Genomic DNA, 14,676 nt, shown 5'->3' with positions numbered 1-14,676 from the left:
CACTGAGGCCCAGACGCGAAGAAGCCCGCCATCCTCTCGGATGACGGGCTTCTTCGCGTGAGCGAGGTGCTTACTCGGACTTCTTCTCGACAGCGTCCTCGGCGGCAGCCTCGGCTGCCTCACCCTCGGCCTGGGACTCGGCGCCGGCGGACTCCTCGGCGGGAGCCTCCTCGACGGGAGCCTCCTCGGCCGGAGCCTCTTCGACGACCTCGGCCGGCTTCTCAGCCTTGGCAGCCTTCTTGGTGGACTTCGCCTTCGGGGTGACGGGCTCGAGGACGAGCTCGATCACAGCCATCGGAGCGTTGTCGCCCTTGCGGTTGCCGACCTTGGTGATGCGGGTGTAGCCGCCGTCGCGGTCAGCGACCAGCGGTGCGATCTCGGCGAACAGGGTGTGCACGACATCCTTGTCACCGATGACCGAGAGAACGCGACGACGAGCGTGCAGGTCTCCGCGCTTGGCGAAGGTGATCAGGCGCTCGGCGAGCGGACGAAGGCGCTTGGCCTTGGTCTCGGTCGTCTTGATCGACTTGTGGGTGTACAGGGCCGCCGCGAGGTTGGCAAGCAGCAGGCGCTCGTGGGCGGGGCCGCCTCCGAGGCGGGGACCCTTGGTGGGCTTGGGCATATCTAGCTCCTGGTCAGGAAAGGTCGGTCAGCTGGCCTCTGCCAGATGACAATCCGGGTGGGTCAGAAGGACTCGTCTTCGCTGCCGCCGTAGAAGTGGGCGCCGTCGAAACCGGGCACCGAATCCTTGAGCGACAGACCGAGCGAGATGAGCTTGTCGCGCACCTCGTCGACCGACTTCTGGCCGAAATTGCGGATGTTCATGAGCTGCGTCTCCGACAGGGCGACGAGCTCGGAAACGGTGTTGATGCCCTCACGCTTCAGGCAGTTGTACGAACGCACCGACAGGTCGAGATCCTCGATCGGCATCGACAGCTCGCTGGAGTTCACTGCCTCCACCGGTGCCGGGCCGATCTCGATGCCCTCAGCCTCGACGTTCAGCTCGCGGGCGAGTCCGAACAGCTCGGTGAGCGTCTTGGCAGCCGAGGCGACGGCGTCGCGCGGGCTGATCGCCGACTTCGTCTCGACGTCGAGGACGAGCTTGTCGAAGTCGGTGCGCTCACCCGCACGGGTGGCGTCGACGCGGTAGCTGACCTTGAGGACCGGCGAGTAGATCGAGTCGATCGGGATCTGACCGGCCTCTGCGTACTCGTTGCGGTTCTGCGTCGCCGAGACGTAGCCGCGGCCACGCTCGATCGTCAGCTCGAGCTCGAACTTGGCGGTCTCGTTGAGGGTCGCGATGACGAGCTCGGGGTTGTGCACCTCGACACCGGCCGGAGCCGAGATGTCTGCGGCGGTCACTTCGCCCGAACCGGTCTTGCGCAGGTACGCCGTGATGGGCTCGTCGCGCTCGGACGAGACGACGAGCTGCTTGATGTTGAGGATGATCTCGGTGACATCCTCCTTCACGCCGGGGATGGTGCTGAACTCGTGCAGCACGCCGTCGATGCGAACGCTGGTGACCGCGGCGCCGGGGATCGACGACAGCAGGCTGCGACGCAGCGCGTTGCCGATCGTGTAACCGAAGCCGGGCTCCAGAGGCTCGATGATGAACCGGCTACGGTTCTCGACGATCTTTTCCTCGGTCAGTGTGGGACGCTGTGCAATAAGCACTCTGTGTTCCTTTCGATCACATGCCCGCTATATGACATGTGGTGGGGTGAGGTCTTGAGTTGTGGAAGTCGATGCCCGCTGGCGGGCGTCGAGCCGCTCGAGCCCTGAGGCACGAGCGGCTCAACAAGCCGGATCAGACGCGGCGGCGCTTCGGCGGGCGGCAGCCGTTGTGCGCCTGCGGGGTGACGTCCTGGATCGAGCCGACCTCGAGGCCGGCGGCCGTCAGCGAGCGGATCGCGGTCTCGCGACCCGAGCCCGGTCCCTTGACGAAGACGTCGACCTTCTTGACGCCGTGCTCCTGCGCCTGACGGGCGGCCGACTCGGCGGCCATGCCAGCGGCGTAGGGGGTCGACTTGCGCGAGCCCTTGAAGCCCACTCCACCCGACGATGCCCAGCTGATGACAGCGCCGGACGGGTCGGTGATCGAGACGATCGTGTTGTTGAACGTCGACTTGATGTGGGCGTGGCCCAGCGCGATGTTCTTCTTTTCCTTGCGGCGCGGCTTGCGCGCGGCGGCCTTGGGTGCAGCCATGAAAGTGTTCTCCTAGTCCCTGGGGCCGCGCTTAGCGGGCCTTCTTCTTGCCGGCGACGGTGCGCTTCGGGCCCTTGCGGGTACGGGCGTTGGTCTTGGTGCGCTGACCACGGACCGGGAGGCCACGACGGTGGCGGATGCCCTCGTAGGAGCCGATCTCGACCTTGCGGCGGATGTCTGCGGCGACCTCGCGGCGCAGGTCACCCTCCACCTTGTAGTTGCCTTCGATGTAGTCGCGGAGGGCGATCAGCTGGTCGTCGCTGAGGTCCTTCACGCGAATGCTCTCGTCGATCTCCGTAGCCTTGAGGATCTCGACCGAGCGGGTACGGCCGACGCCGTAGATGTAGGTAAGGGCGATCACCACGCGCTTATCGCGCGGGATGTCAACGCCGGCAAGACGTGCCATGCGGTTCTCCTGGATGTTGTGGAGGTGTGGAGCAGGATCGGTGCTCGGGCCTCCGCCCCGAGGTGTCCCCCACTCGCGTGGGATCTGATCCTGCCGTTGTGTGTATTGAGTTGTGAGTCAGATCAGAAGAGTGATCAGCCCTGGCGCTGCTTGTGGCGCGGGTTGCTCTTGCAGATCACCATGACGCGGCCGTGACGACGGATCACCTTGCAGTGATCGCAGATGGGCTTGACGCTGGGATTGACCTTCATGATGTGTCCTGTTCGCTGTCTTCACCGGGCAGGCGGAGTGCCTGGGGTGTTACTTCTCGACCGATCAGCGGTAGCGGTAGACGATCCGGCCGCGGGTCAGGTCGTAGGGGCTGAGCTCCACGACCACACGGTCCTCCGGGATGATACGGATGTAGTTCTGCCGCATCTTGCCTGAGATCGTTGCAAGGACCTTGTGTCCGTTGGAGAGCTCAACGCGGAACATCGCGTTGGGCAGAGCCTCGGAGATCACTCCCTCGATCTCGATGACACCGTCTTTCTTAGCCATAGCCTCGCTGACGCTTCTGCAGACCGGTCGATCTGCGGTGGGTGGTTGGAATTGCGATGCCGCGCCGATTCAGACACGCCGAATCAAGGCACAAGGCACCAAAGATCTATGTTATCCGACAACGGGAGTTCCGGCAACCTGAGCAGGATGCCGGAACTCCCGTCGGAAGATCGTCGATCAGCTGATGAGATCGGTGAAGGTCTTGAAGTCCGCCGCATCCTGCAGATCGAGGCGCTTGCCGTTGACCTCCACGGTGGGCGTGCCGTTGACCTCGTTCTTCTGCGCCTGAGCCTTGCCGAACTTGCGATAGGTCTCGTCCGTGATGCACGACACCGCGTCATCGGCGCCCACCTGGGTGGCGAAGTCGGCGAGCTGCTGGGTCGTGAGACCGCTCGTGTTCTCCGCGGGCTGGTTGTCGAAGAGCGCCTGCGCGTAATCGAGGTACAGGTCCGGGGCCGACTCTGCCACGCACACGGCGGCGCCGGCCGAGCGAGACGAGAACTCCGTGCCCTGTGAGTAACGGTCGAGGATCGCGATCGGGTGGTACGAGAGAGTGATCTCCCCCTCGGCGGCCGCAGACTGCAGCGCCTCCCCGTACTGGTCCTCGAAGCTCTTGCAGACCGGGCACTGGAAGTCGACGAAGATCGAGACCTCGTCGTCACCGTCTCCGAACGAGACAGCTCCGGTCTCGGAGTTGAACGTGTCGTTCGCCTTGGGCGTCGCGCCCGGGCTGGTCGCCTGGTTGTTGAGGTTCACGACCACGATGGCGAGCACGGCCAGAACGACCACCACTGCCGCCGAGACGCCGATCACGAACCAGTTGGTGTTGCTCTTCGCAGCTGCCATTGCGTTCCGTTTCTGTCGAGGCCTGCCCCCGTCGGGCACGACCTGAAGTCCTGGGGTGCACGCGCACCCGTACCACCATTGTGCCCGGAGAAACCTATGCGCGCGTTGTGACGGCGTTCTGCATGACGACGCGGACCGAGTGATCCGCGATGTCAGGGGATCGGGGTCGGCGTGATGCCGAACGCGGCGAGGCCCGCTGCGCCGCCGTCGGCAGTGGTCAGCACCCAGATGCCACCCTCGTGCAGAGCGACGCTGTGCTCCCAATGGGAGCCGTCGGTCCCGTCGACCGTCGAGACCGTCCAGTCGTCGTCTTCGACGAACGTCTCGTCGCCGCCTGCGGTCACCATGGGCTCGATCGCGAGGACGAGGCCGGGCTTGACCTCCGCGCCCGGATCGGGCGTGCGGTAGTTGAAGACACTGGGTGCTTCGTGCATCTTGCGTCCGATGCCGTGGCCGACGTACTCGCGGAGGATGCCATAGGTCTCCCCAGACACGGCGGAGGGCCCCTGCGCCTCGATGTAGCCCTGAATGGCGGCACCGATGTCGCCGAGGTGCGAGGCGGATGCCATCGCGGCGATCCCCGCCCACATCGACCCCTCGGTCACGCGGGAGAGCTCCTCGCGCTGTGCGACCAGCTCGGGGCGCGTCTCGTCGGGGACGACGACGGTGATGGCGCTGTCGCCGTTCCAGCCCTGGTACTGCGCACCGCAGTCGATCGAGACAATGTCGCCGCCCTGCAGCACGCGCTCACCCGGGATGCCGTGCACGACCTCCTCGTTCACCGAGATGCAGGTGGTGTGGCGGTAGCCGCGGACCAGCTGGAAGTTCGACTCGGCACCGCGCGCCAGGATGACCCGGTTCGCCTCGGCATCGAGCTCCAGCGTGGTGACACCAGGACGGATCAGCGGGCGGACGGCATCCAGCGCCGCAGCCGTGATGAGCCCCGGTTCAACCATCGCGCGCAGCTGCGCGGCGTTCTTGTAGATCGACTTGCGGAACATGGTGGTGCGGGTCAGGCCGCGAGGCGGAGACCGCGGGCGGTCAGCGCGGCGAACACGCGCTCGGTGATCTCGTCGAGCGAACCCACGCCGTCGATGCGGTCGACGATGCCGCGCGGTCCGTAGACCTCGAGGATCGGGGCGGTCTCGTGCTCGTAGATGTCGAGACGGTGTGCGATCGCCTCGTCCGTGTCATCCGAGCGTCCCTGCTCCGCCGCGCGGAGCTTGAGCCGTTCGAGGCTCTCCTCGCGCGGGACGTCGAGGAGGATGACGGCGTCGAGGGACTCACCCCGAGCGCCGAGGAACTCGTCGAGATGTGCGACCTGTGCCGTGTTGCGGGGGTATCCGTCGAGCAGGAATCCGTTGGCCGCGTCATCCTGAGTCAGACGATCGCGGACGATCTCGCTGGTCAGCTCATCGGGGACCAGGTCACCCTTGTCGAGGATCGCCGTGACCTGCTGGCCGAGCGGCGTCCCCTCCTTGATGTTCGCGCGGAAGATGTCTCCGGTCGAGACGACAGGGATCCCGTAGGACTCGGCGATGCGGATGCCCTGGGTGCCCTTGCCGGAGCCCTGCGGCCCGACGATGAGAAGACGAGCGGATGCTGTCATCGGAGGAGCCCTTCGTAGTGACGCTGCTGCAGCTGCGCATCGATCTGCTTGACCGTCTCGAGACCGACACCCACGATGATGAGGATCGAGGCGCCGCCGAACGGGAAGTTCTGGTTCGCGCCGACGGTGGCGAGGGCGATGAGCGGGATGAGCGCGATCAGACCGAGGTAGATCGACCCAGGCAGCGTGATGCGGGTGAGCACGTAGTCGAGGTACTCGGCGGTGGGGCGACCGGCGCGGATGCCGGGGATGAAGCCGCCGTACTTCTTCATGTTGTCGGCGACCTCGACCGGGTTGAAGGTGATCGCGACGTAGAAGTAGGTGAACCCGATGATCAGCAGGAAGTAGACCGCCATGTAGATCGGGCTGTTGCCGGTGGTGAAGTTCGCGCTGATCCAGGTGACCCACGCCGCGGGCTCAGACCCGTCCTGCGGAGTGTTGAACTGTGCGATCAGGGCCGGGATGTACAGCAGCGACGAGGCGAAGATCACGGGGATCACACCCGCCATGTTCACCTTGATCGGGATGTATGTGTTGGTGCCGCCGTAGGTGCGACGGCCCACCATGCGCTTCGCGTACTGCACGGGGATCCGTCGCTGGGACTGCTCGACGAACACCACGAGCGCCATGACGATGATTCCCACCAGGAGCACCAGGAGGAAGACCTCGAAGCCCTTGCTCTCCCAGATCAGCCACATGGCGCCGGGGAAGGTGGCGGCGATCGAGGTGAAGATCAGCAGCGACATGCCGTTGCCGATGCCGCGCTCGGTGACGAGCTCCGCGAACCACATGATGAGTCCGGTACCGGCGGTCATCGCCATGATGATGAGCAGCTGTGCCCACCACACGTCGTTGGTGAGGAGGTTCTGGCAGGCGGCGACATCCGTCGTGCCGAACAGCTGTCCGCTGCGGGCCACCGTGACGAGGGTGGTCGACTGCAGCAGCGCGAGTGCGATCGTGAGGTAGCGCGTGTACTGGGTCAGACGGGCCTGCCCGGACTGACCCTCCTTGTGCAGCGCCTCGAAGTGCGGGATGACGACTCGCAGGAGCTGGGTGATGATCGTGGCCGTGATGTACGGCATCACACCCAGTGCGAAGATCGACAGCTGGAGGAGCGCCCCGCCGGAGAAGAGGTTGACCAGCCCGAGGAGTCCTTCGGTGCCCGAGTTCTGAGCCAGGCACTCCTCGACGTTCGGGAAGTTCACGAACGGAGCAGGGACGTTCGAGCCAAGCCGGTAGATGGCGACGATGGCGAGGGTGAAACCGATCTTCCGACGCAGGTCGGGCGTGCGGAAGATCCGCGCGATGGCGCTAAACAAGGACGTTCCTCCTGAAAAGGTTGCCGTCCTTGGAGGACGGCTGAAAGAACAGGCTAACCCATAAGAGGGGCCGGAGAATCTCCGACCCCTCTCATGAAGTGGTTACTTGACGGATCCGCCGGCCGCCACGATCTTCTGCTCGGCAGAACCCGAGACCTTGTCGACCGAGACGGTGAGCTTCACGGCGATGTCGCCGTTTCCGAGAACCTTGACCTTTTCGTTCTTGCGAACGGCACCCTTGGCGACCAGGTCGCTCGTGGTGACGTCGCCGCCCTGGGGGTACAGCTCCGCGAGCTTCTCCAGGTTCACGACCTGGTACTCGACGCGGAACGGGTTCTTGAACCCGCGCAGCTTCGGGGTGCGCATGTGCAGCGGCATCTGCCCACCCTCGAAGCCGACGCGAACGGTGTTGCGAGCCTTGGTGCCCTTGGTGCCACGACCAGCGGTCTTACCCTTGGAACCCTCACCGCGACCGACACGGGTCTTCGCGGTGTTGGCTCCGGGGACCGGACGCAGGTGGTGCACCTTCAGCACGCCGGGGCGGGATGCCGGAGCATCCTTCTTCGGCGCTGCCTTCTTGGCAGCCGGCTTCTTGGCGGTCTCGGCCTTGGCCTCGGACGCCTTCGCGGGTGCCTTCTTGGCAGCAGGCTTCTTCTCGGCTGCGGCCTTGGGAGCGGCAGCCTTCTTCGGGGCCTTCTCGGCCTCGACGGCTTCGTTCTTCTCAGCCATTAGTCGATCTCCTCAACCTTGACGAGGTGGGCGACGGTCTTGACGTAACCGCGCGTCTGCGCGTCGTCGGGGCGAACGGTGCTGTCACCGATCCGCTTCAGACCGAGGCTGCGCAGCGTGTCACGCTGGTTCTGCTTCTCGCTCACCTTGGACTTGACCTGCGTGACCTTCAGGCGCGCAGCCATCAGGCACCTACCTTCTGTGCGGCGATGGCGTCAGCCTCCGCACGGACGAGACGCGCGGGAGCCACCTGGTCGAACTCGAGGCCACGACGCGCGGCGACCGCACGGGGCTCCTCGAGCTGCTTCAGGGCGGTCACCGTCGCGTGCACGATGTTGATCGTGTTCGACGAACCGAGCGACTTCGACAGCACATCGTGGATGCCGGCGCACTCGAGGACGGCGCGGACCGGACCACCGGCGATGACACCGGTACCGGCAGCGGCCGGACGGAGCAGGACGACGCCTGCTGCAGCCTCACCCTGCACGGGGTGCGGGATGGTGCTGCCGACGCGCGGGACGCGGAAGAAGTTGCGCTTGGCCTCTTCGACACCCTTCGAGATGGCCAGAGGCACCTCGCGGGCCTTTCCGTAGCCGACGCCCACCAGACCGTTGCCGTCACCGACGACCACGAGAGCGGTGAAGCTGAAGCGACGACCACCCTTCACGACCTTCGAGACGCGGTTGATGGTGACGACGCGCTCGAGGAACTGGTTGTCCCCACGGTCACGCGAGTTGCGGTCACGACCACCCTGGTTGCGGTCACCACGGCCGCCGCGGCGGCCGTCGCGCTGATCGCGAGACGGCTCTGCCTGCGTCGTGCCGGCAGCAGTCTCGGAAGTGGCAGCAGCCGCTTCGGTCACTTCGTTCTCCTTGTTGTCACTCACAGTGCCAGACCCCCCTCGCGGGCGCCGTCGGCGATGGCGGCGACACGACCTGCGTAGCGGTTGCCGCCACGGTCGAACACTGCCTCGGAAACGCCTGCAGCCTTCGCACGCTCGGCGAGAAGCTCGCCGACCTTGCGGGCCTTGGCGGTCTTGTCACCCTCGAGCGAGCGCAGGTCGGTCTCGAGCGTCGAAGCCGACGCCACGGTGTGACCCTTGCTGTCGTCGACAAGCTGCACGAAGACGTGGCGAGCCGAACGGTTGACGACGAGGCGCGGACGCACCTCGGTGCCGACGACCTTCTTGCGAAGGCGGGCATGACGACGCGCGCGGGCGTCAGACTTTGACTTGAGAGCCATGGTTACTTACCACTCTTTCCGGCCTTGCGACGCACGATCTCGCCGGCGTAGCGCACACCCTTGCCCTTGTACGGCTCGGGCTTGCGGATCTTGCGGATGTTGGCAGCTGCCTCGCCGACAGCCTGCTTGTCGATCCCGCTGACGGTGAGCTTGTTGTTGCCCTCGACCGTGAGCGTGATGCCGGCGGGCGGATCGATGAGGACCGGGTGCGAGAAGCCCAGGGCGAACTCGACCGAGCTGCCCTTCTGAGCGACGCGGTAACCGGTGCCGACGACCTCGAGACCCTTGGTGTAGCCCTGGGTCACGCCGATGATGTTGTTGTTGATGAGCGTGCGGGTCAGGCCGTGAAGCGACCGGGACTCGCGCTCGTCGTCGGGGCGGGTGACGAGAACCTGGTTCTCCTCGACCGCGACCTCGATGGGGTTTGCGACCGTCAGGGTGAGCTCACCCTTGGGGCCCTTCACCGCGACCTCACGGCCGTCGACCGAAACGGTCACGCCCGCGGGAACGTCGATGGGAAGTCGTCCAATACGCGACATTTTCGATTACCACACGTAGGCGAGAACTTCTCCGCCCACGCCCTTCTGCTCTGCCTGACGGTCGGTGAGAAGACCGGAGGAGGTGGACAGGATGGCCACGCCGAGGCCGCCGAGGACCTTGGGGAGCTCGGTGGACTTCGCGTAGACGCGGAGGCCGGGCTTCGACACGCGCTTGATGCCCGCGATCGAACGCTCACGGTTGGGGCCGTACTTCAGCTGCAGGGTCAGGTTCGTCCCGACGCGAGCGTCAGTCGTCTCCCAGCCTGCGATGTAGCCCTCCTGCTGGAGGATCTCGGCGATGTGCGTCTTGAGCTTGCTCGACGGCAGGGTCACGGAGTCGTGATGCGCCGAGTTCGCGTTGCGCAGACGGGTCAGCAGATCTGCGACCGGGTCTGTCATTGTCATTGTTGTTTTCCTTTGTTCATGAGGTTCCGGCTGCCGTTACACGACAGACGGCCTGCGATGACACGCAATCTTCAATTGTACGGGATCGGGCGGGGCGCCGTGCGCCCCGCCCGAAACCGCTTACGCCTGGGCGTCTTCCGAGCGGAAGGGGAAGCCGAGATGACGCAGGAGTGCGCGGCCCTCGTCGTCCGTCTTCGCCGTGGTGACGACAGTGATGTCGAAACCGCGGACCCGGTCGATCTTGTCCTGATCGATCTCGTGGAACACGCTCTGCTCCTGGAGACCGAAGGTGTAGTTGCCGTTGCCGTCGAACTGCTTGCTCGACAGACCGCGGAAGTCGCGGATGCGGGGCAGAGCGAGCGAGACGAGGCGGTCCAGGAACTCCCACGCACGGTCACCACGGAGGGTGACGTGTGCGCCGATGGCCTGGCCCTCACGCAGCTTGAACTGCGCGATCGACTTGCGAGCCTTCGTGACGAGCGGCTTCTGACCGGTGATCTTGGTGAGATCGTCGATCGCGCCGTCGATCACCTTGCTGTCGCGGGCCGCTTCACCGACACCGGTGTTCACGACGACCTTGACCAGACCGGGGATCTGCATCACGTTGGTGTAGCCGAACTCATCCTGCATCTTCTGCTGGATCTCGGCCTTGTACTTCGCCTTCAGGCGGGGCTGGATCTTGCCAGCCACCGCAGCGTCGGTGGTTGCCATCAGAGGTCCTTACCTGACTTCTTCGCGTACCGCACGCGGACGGTGCGCTTGACGCCGTCCTTGGTCTGCTCCTCGACCCGGTGGCCGACCTTGGTCGGCTTCTTGGTCGAGGGGTCGACGAGTGCGACGTTCGAGATGTGGATGGAGGCCTCGACAGTCTCGAGGCCGCCCGTCTTGGTGCCACGCTGCGTCTGACCGACGCGCGTGTGCTTGGTGACGTAGTTCACGCCTTCGACGATGACGCGGTTCTTGTCGGCCAGGATCTCGAGGACCTTGCCCTGCTTGCCGCGGTCGCCGCCACGCTCCTGCGTGGCTCCGGTGATGACCTGAACCAGGTCACCCTTCTTGATCTTCGCCATGACTTAAATAACCTCCGGCGCCAGCGAGACGATCTTCATGAACTTCTTGTCACGAAGCTCGCGACCGACCGGTCCGAAGATACGGGTGCCGCGGGGCTCCCCGTCGTTCTTCAGGATCACGGCGGCGTTCTCGTCGAACTTGATGTACGAGCCGTCGGGACGACGCGTGGACTTGACCGTGCGGACGATGACGGCCTTGACCACATCGCCCTTCTTGACGTTGCCGCCCGGGATCGCGTCCTTGACGGTCGCGACGATCGTGTCACCGAGTCCCGCGTACCGGCGGCGCGAGCCACCGAGGACACGGATGGTGAGCAGTTCCTTCGCGCCGGTGTTGTCGGCGACCTTGAGGCGGCTTTCCTGCTGGATCACTTGGCCTTCTCCAGAATCTCCACCAGACGCCAGCGCTTCGTGGCGCTCAGCGGGCGGGTCTCGTTGATCAGGACGAGGTCGCCGATGCCGGCGGAGTTCGCCTCATCGTGCGCCTTGACCTTCGAAGTGCGGCGGATGACCTTGCCGTAAAGCGGGTGCTTCACGCGGTCCTCGACCTCGACCACGATGGTCTTGTCCATCTTGTCGCTGACGACGTAGCCACGACGCGACTTGCGGTATCCGCGAGCGCTGTCGTCGCGGACGTCGTGCTCGGAGGACTCGTGTCCTGCCGACTGCGCCTCGACGGCTGCTTCCTTCTTGGTGGCCATCACTCAGCCTCTTCCTTCACGGCGTCGTCAGCGGAGTCCGCCTTCTTCGCCTTCGACTTGGTCGCCTTCTTGGCCGGAGCCTCGACCGGAGCGGGCGTCGCACGGATGCCCAGCTCGCGCTCGCGGATCACGGTGTAGAGGCGCGCGATGTCGCGCTTGACGGCGCGGATGCGGCCGTGGCTCTCCAGCTGGCCGGTGGCCGACTGGAAACGGAGGTTGAACAGCTCCTCCTTGGCCTTGCGCAGCTCCTCAACGAGGCGCTGGTCTTCGAACGTGTCGAGCTCTGCCGGAGCGAGCTCCTTGGTGCCGATCGCCATTACGCGTCGCCCTCCTCGCGCTTGATGATGCGTGCCTTGAGCGGCAGCTTGTGGATTGCTCGGGTGAGGGCCTCGCGAGCGAGCTCCTCATTGACGCCTGCGACCTCGAAGAGGACGCGACCCGGCTTGACGTTCGCGACCCACCACTCGGGGGAACCCTTACCGGAACCCATGCGGGTCTCGGCAGGCTTCTTCGTGAGCGGGCGGTCGGGGTAGATGTTGATCCACACCTTTCCACCACGCTTGATGTGACGCGTCATGGCGATACGAGCGGACTCGATCTGACGGTTCGTCACATAAGCGGGGGTGAGTGCCTGGATGCCGAAGTCGCCGAAGGAGACCTTCGTGCCACCGGTGGCCTGGCCATCACGCTTGGGGTGATGCTGCTTGCGGTACTTGACCTTGCGGGGAATAAGCATCAGGCAGACGCTCCTTCTGCGACAGGGGCCTCGTTGCGCGGCGCGCGGCGGCGGTCGCCACCACGGTCGTCACGACGGGACTTCGGTGCGTTGGCCTGCTCGCGAGCAAGCTCCTTGTTGGTCAGGTCGCCCTTGTAGATCCAGACCTTCACGCCGATGCGGCCGAAGGTGGTCTTCGCCTCGTAGAAGCCGTAGTCGATGTTCGCGCGCAGCGTGTGCAGCGGCACACGACCCTCGCGGTAGAACTCGGAACGGCTCATCTCGGCGCCGCCGAGGCGGCCGGAGACCTGGATGCGGATGCCCTTGGCACCAGCGCGCTGCGCGCCCTGGAGACCCTTGCGCATCGCACGACGGAACGCCACACGAGCAGAGAGCTGCTCGGCGATGCCCTGTGCGACCAGCTGAGCGTCGGCCTCGGGGTTCTTGACCTCGAGGATGTTCAGCTGGATCTGCTTGCCCGAGAGCTTCTCGAGGTCGCCGCGGATGCGCTCGGCCTCGGCGCCACGACGACCGATCACGATGCCCGGACGGGCGGTGTGGATGTCGACGCGGACGCGGTCACGGGTGCGCTCGATCTCGATGTTCGAGACGCCGGCGCGGTCCAGCTGAGTCTTCAGCAGGTTACGGATCTTGATGTCCTCAGCCACGTAGTCGGCGTAACGCTGACCGGCCTTGGTCGAGTCCGAGAACCAACGAGACACGTGGTCCGTGGTGATGCCGAGGCGGAAGCCGTACGGGTTTACTTTCTGTCCCATTACTTGCTCGCCTTCTTGTTGCTGTCGCCTGCAGCGGCCGGAGCCGCCTCGGGCGTCGAGAGCACGACCGTGATGTGGCTCGTGCGCTTCTTGATCTGGAAAGCGCGACCCTGTGCACGGGGCTGGAAACGCTTGAGCGTCGTGCCCTCGTCGACGTAGGCGTTAGCCACGTACAGGTCCTGCTCGTCGAGGTACTCGCCGTCACGATCCGCCTTGACCTGCGCGTTGGCCATGGCCGACGCGACAAGCTTGTAGATCGGCTCACTGGCGCTCTGCTGTGCGAACTTCAGGATCGCCAGAGCCTCCTGGGCCTGCTTGCCCTTGATGAGCGCGACGACACGACGAGCCTTCTGAGGGGTCACGCGGATGTGTCGCACGCGTGCGATGGACTCCACCATTTCTCTCTCCTCTATCGCCACCGCGTCAGCGGCGGCGGCCCTTCTTGTCGTCCTTCTCGTGGCCGCGGAAGGTGCGGGTGGGCGCGAACTCGCCCAGTTTGTGGCCGACCATGGTCTCGGACACAAACACGGGGATGTGCTTGCGACCGTCGTGGACCGCGATCGTGTGACCCAGCATGGCCGGGATGATCATGGACCGGCGAGACCAGGTCTTGATGACGTTCTTCGTGCCGGCTTCGTTCTGCACGACCACCTTGCGAAGCAGGTGCTCGTCGACGAAGGGGCCCTTCTTAAGACTGCGAGGCATCTTCTCTTACTCCTACTTGCGCTTCTTGCCGGCGTTACGACGACGCACGATGTACTTGTCGCTTTCCTTGTTGGCGTGACGGGTGCGACCCTCAGCCTGACCCCACGGGGAGACGGGGTGACGTCCACCGGACGTCTTGCCCTCACCACCACCGTGCGGGTGGTCGACCGGGTTCATCGCGACACCACGGACGGTCGGGCGGACGCCCTTCCAGCGCATACGGCCGGCCTTGCCCCAGTTGATGTTCGACTGCTCGGCGTTGCCCACCTCGCCGATGGTCGCGCGGCAGCGCGCATCGACGTTGCGGATCTCGCCCGAGGGCAGACGCAGCTGGGCGTAGTTGCCATCCTTGGCGACGAGACGGACGGATGCACCGGCCGAACGTGCCATCTTCGCGCCGCCGCCGGGGCGGAGCTCGATCGCGTGGATGACGGTACCCGTCGGGATGTTCTTCAGCGGGAGGTTGTTGCCCGGCTTGATGTCGGCACCAGCACCCGACTCGACGACGTCGCCCTGCTTCAGCTTCGCCGGCGCGAGGATGTAGCGCTTCTCGCCGTCGAAGTAGTGCAGCAGCGCGATGCGAGCCGTGCGGTTGGGGTCGTACTCGATGTGAGCGACACGGGCGTCCACGCCGTCCTTGTCATTGCGACGGAAGTCGATGACGCGGTACTGGCGCTTGTGGCCACCACCGATGTGACGGGTCGTGATGCGGCCCTGGTTGTTGCGACCACCGGTCTTCGAGAGCGGGCGCAGCAGCGACTTCTCCGGCGTCGATCGAGTGATCTCGGCGAAGTCAGCCACCGACGAGCCGCGACGGCCCGGGGTCGTGGGCTTGTACTTGCGAATAGCCATGATTGTCCTTATCCCCCGG

The 14,676-nt window shown here is 65.2% G+C and carries 26 protein-coding genes; all 26 read right to left on the bottom strand.

What is annotated here, in order from left to right; translation table 11 throughout:
* Positions 1 to 70: 70 nt before the first annotated feature.
* Positions 71 to 622: a 50S ribosomal protein L17 gene (rplQ, locus tag BLW44_RS05190; RefSeq protein ID WP_060927220.1), complete on the bottom strand. Its 552-nt coding sequence runs from the start codon at positions 620 to 622 to the stop codon at positions 71 to 73.
* A gap of 62 nt (positions 623 to 684) precedes the next feature.
* The gene (locus tag BLW44_RS05185; RefSeq protein ID WP_060927221.1) at positions 685 to 1,674 is read right to left on the bottom strand and encodes a DNA-directed RNA polymerase subunit alpha; all 990 of its coding nucleotides are present in this window, start codon (positions 1,672 to 1,674) and stop codon (positions 685 to 687) included.
* Positions 1,675 to 1,807: 133 nt separating this feature from the next.
* Positions 1,808 to 2,206 carry a 30S ribosomal protein S11 gene (gene rpsK, locus BLW44_RS05180; protein ID WP_045253826.1) on the bottom strand — a complete coding sequence of 133 codons (399 nt, stop codon included), beginning with the start codon at positions 2,204 to 2,206 and terminating at the stop codon, positions 1,808 to 1,810.
* A 31-nt stretch (positions 2,207 to 2,237) separates the two neighbouring features.
* Positions 2,238 to 2,612, bottom strand: coding sequence for a 30S ribosomal protein S13 (rpsM, locus tag BLW44_RS05175; protein WP_047524098.1), 375 nt, complete (start codon positions 2,610 to 2,612; stop codon positions 2,238 to 2,240).
* 134 nt (positions 2,613 to 2,746) lie between these two features.
* A complete protein-coding gene (gene rpmJ / locus BLW44_RS05170) occupies positions 2,747 to 2,863 on the bottom strand; it encodes a 50S ribosomal protein L36 (RefSeq protein WP_005050492.1) in 117 nt (38 codons plus the stop codon).
* A gap of 64 nt (positions 2,864 to 2,927) precedes the next feature.
* Positions 2,928 to 3,149, bottom strand: coding sequence for a translation initiation factor IF-1 (gene infA, locus BLW44_RS05165; protein ID WP_017201569.1), 222 nt, complete (start codon positions 3,147 to 3,149; stop codon positions 2,928 to 2,930).
* A gap of 177 nt (positions 3,150 to 3,326) precedes the next feature.
* Positions 3,327 to 3,995, bottom strand: coding sequence for a DsbA family protein (locus BLW44_RS05160; protein WP_060927222.1), 669 nt, complete (start codon positions 3,993 to 3,995; stop codon positions 3,327 to 3,329).
* Positions 3,996 to 4,147: 152 nt separating this feature from the next.
* The gene (gene map / locus BLW44_RS05155) at positions 4,148 to 4,996 is read right to left on the bottom strand and encodes a type I methionyl aminopeptidase (RefSeq protein WP_060927223.1); all 849 of its coding nucleotides are present in this window, start codon (positions 4,994 to 4,996) and stop codon (positions 4,148 to 4,150) included.
* Between the two features lie 11 nt (positions 4,997 to 5,007).
* Entirely contained in the window at positions 5,008 to 5,604 is a 597-nt protein-coding gene (locus tag BLW44_RS05150; protein WP_060927224.1) for an adenylate kinase, read from the bottom strand.
* Complete coding sequence (gene secY, locus BLW44_RS05145) at positions 5,601 to 6,923, bottom strand: preprotein translocase subunit SecY (RefSeq protein ID WP_060927225.1); 1,323 nt, start codon at positions 6,921 to 6,923, stop codon at positions 5,601 to 5,603. The genes BLW44_RS05150 and secY overlap by 4 nt, the downstream gene beginning before the upstream one ends.
* 102 nt (positions 6,924 to 7,025) lie before the next feature.
* Positions 7,026 to 7,652 (bottom strand): 50S ribosomal protein L15, encoded by a 627-nt coding sequence (gene rplO / locus BLW44_RS05140; RefSeq protein ID WP_074731618.1) that lies wholly within the window; start codon positions 7,650 to 7,652, stop codon positions 7,026 to 7,028.
* The gene (gene rpmD / locus BLW44_RS05135) at positions 7,652 to 7,837 is read right to left on the bottom strand and encodes a 50S ribosomal protein L30 (protein ID WP_042538783.1); all 186 of its coding nucleotides are present in this window, start codon (positions 7,835 to 7,837) and stop codon (positions 7,652 to 7,654) included. The genes rplO and rpmD overlap by 1 nt, the downstream gene beginning before the upstream one ends.
* Entirely contained in the window at positions 7,837 to 8,514 is a 678-nt protein-coding gene (rpsE, locus tag BLW44_RS05130; protein ID WP_269454908.1) for a 30S ribosomal protein S5, read from the bottom strand. Before rpsE ends, rpmD begins: the two co-directional genes overlap by 1 nt.
* Positions 8,515 to 8,534: 20 nt before the next feature.
* Positions 8,535 to 8,894 carry a 50S ribosomal protein L18 gene (gene rplR, locus BLW44_RS05125; RefSeq protein ID WP_029260926.1) on the bottom strand — a complete coding sequence of 120 codons (360 nt, stop codon included), beginning with the start codon at positions 8,892 to 8,894 and terminating at the stop codon, positions 8,535 to 8,537.
* A gap of 2 nt (positions 8,895 to 8,896) precedes the next feature.
* Complete coding sequence (rplF, locus tag BLW44_RS05120; protein ID WP_060927227.1) at positions 8,897 to 9,433, bottom strand: 50S ribosomal protein L6; 537 nt, start codon at positions 9,431 to 9,433, stop codon at positions 8,897 to 8,899.
* A gap of 6 nt (positions 9,434 to 9,439) precedes the next feature.
* Complete coding sequence (gene rpsH / locus BLW44_RS05115) at positions 9,440 to 9,838, bottom strand: 30S ribosomal protein S8 (RefSeq protein ID WP_060927228.1); 399 nt, start codon at positions 9,836 to 9,838, stop codon at positions 9,440 to 9,442.
* Between the two features lie 120 nt (positions 9,839 to 9,958).
* Positions 9,959 to 10,549: a 50S ribosomal protein L5 gene (gene rplE, locus BLW44_RS05110; protein WP_060927229.1), complete on the bottom strand. Its 591-nt coding sequence runs from the start codon at positions 10,547 to 10,549 to the stop codon at positions 9,959 to 9,961.
* On the bottom strand, positions 10,549 to 10,908 hold the full coding sequence (gene rplX, locus BLW44_RS05105) for a 50S ribosomal protein L24 (protein ID WP_056312869.1): 360 nt from the start codon (positions 10,906 to 10,908) through the stop codon (positions 10,549 to 10,551). The genes rplE and rplX overlap by 1 nt, the downstream gene beginning before the upstream one ends.
* 3 nt (positions 10,909 to 10,911) lie before the next feature.
* Positions 10,912 to 11,280: a 50S ribosomal protein L14 gene (rplN, locus tag BLW44_RS05100; protein ID WP_053097479.1), complete on the bottom strand. Its 369-nt coding sequence runs from the start codon at positions 11,278 to 11,280 to the stop codon at positions 10,912 to 10,914.
* Positions 11,277 to 11,609 carry a 30S ribosomal protein S17 gene (rpsQ, locus tag BLW44_RS18420; RefSeq protein WP_060927230.1) on the bottom strand — a complete coding sequence of 111 codons (333 nt, stop codon included), beginning with the start codon at positions 11,607 to 11,609 and terminating at the stop codon, positions 11,277 to 11,279. The genes rplN and rpsQ overlap by 4 nt, the downstream gene beginning before the upstream one ends.
* Entirely contained in the window at positions 11,609 to 11,926 is a 318-nt protein-coding gene (gene rpmC, locus BLW44_RS18415) for a 50S ribosomal protein L29 (RefSeq protein ID WP_017829202.1), read from the bottom strand. Before rpmC ends, rpsQ begins: the two co-directional genes overlap by 1 nt.
* On the bottom strand, positions 11,926 to 12,345 hold the full coding sequence (gene rplP, locus BLW44_RS05085) for a 50S ribosomal protein L16 (protein WP_053097481.1): 420 nt from the start codon (positions 12,343 to 12,345) through the stop codon (positions 11,926 to 11,928). The genes rpmC and rplP overlap by 1 nt, the downstream gene beginning before the upstream one ends.
* A complete protein-coding gene (gene rpsC, locus BLW44_RS05080; protein WP_060927231.1) occupies positions 12,345 to 13,100 on the bottom strand; it encodes a 30S ribosomal protein S3 in 756 nt (251 codons plus the stop codon). Before rpsC ends, rplP begins: the two co-directional genes overlap by 1 nt.
* Complete coding sequence (rplV, locus tag BLW44_RS05075) at positions 13,100 to 13,498, bottom strand: 50S ribosomal protein L22 (RefSeq protein WP_060927232.1); 399 nt, start codon at positions 13,496 to 13,498, stop codon at positions 13,100 to 13,102. The genes rpsC and rplV overlap by 1 nt, the downstream gene beginning before the upstream one ends.
* Before the next feature lie 25 nt (positions 13,499 to 13,523).
* Complete coding sequence (gene rpsS, locus BLW44_RS05070) at positions 13,524 to 13,805, bottom strand: 30S ribosomal protein S19 (RefSeq protein WP_017201589.1); 282 nt, start codon at positions 13,803 to 13,805, stop codon at positions 13,524 to 13,526.
* A 12-nt stretch (positions 13,806 to 13,817) separates the two neighbouring features.
* Entirely contained in the window at positions 13,818 to 14,657 is an 840-nt protein-coding gene (gene rplB / locus BLW44_RS05065) for a 50S ribosomal protein L2 (RefSeq protein ID WP_060927233.1), read from the bottom strand.
* Positions 14,658 to 14,676: the final 19 nt, after the last annotated feature.

It is taken from the genome of Microbacterium hydrocarbonoxydans (assembly GCF_900105205.1).
GTDB lineage: Bacteria > Actinomycetota > Actinomycetes > Actinomycetales > Microbacteriaceae > Microbacterium > Microbacterium hydrocarbonoxydans.
Note: the sequence above shows the minus strand (reverse complement) of the source record. Positions and strands in the feature narration are given on the sequence as shown.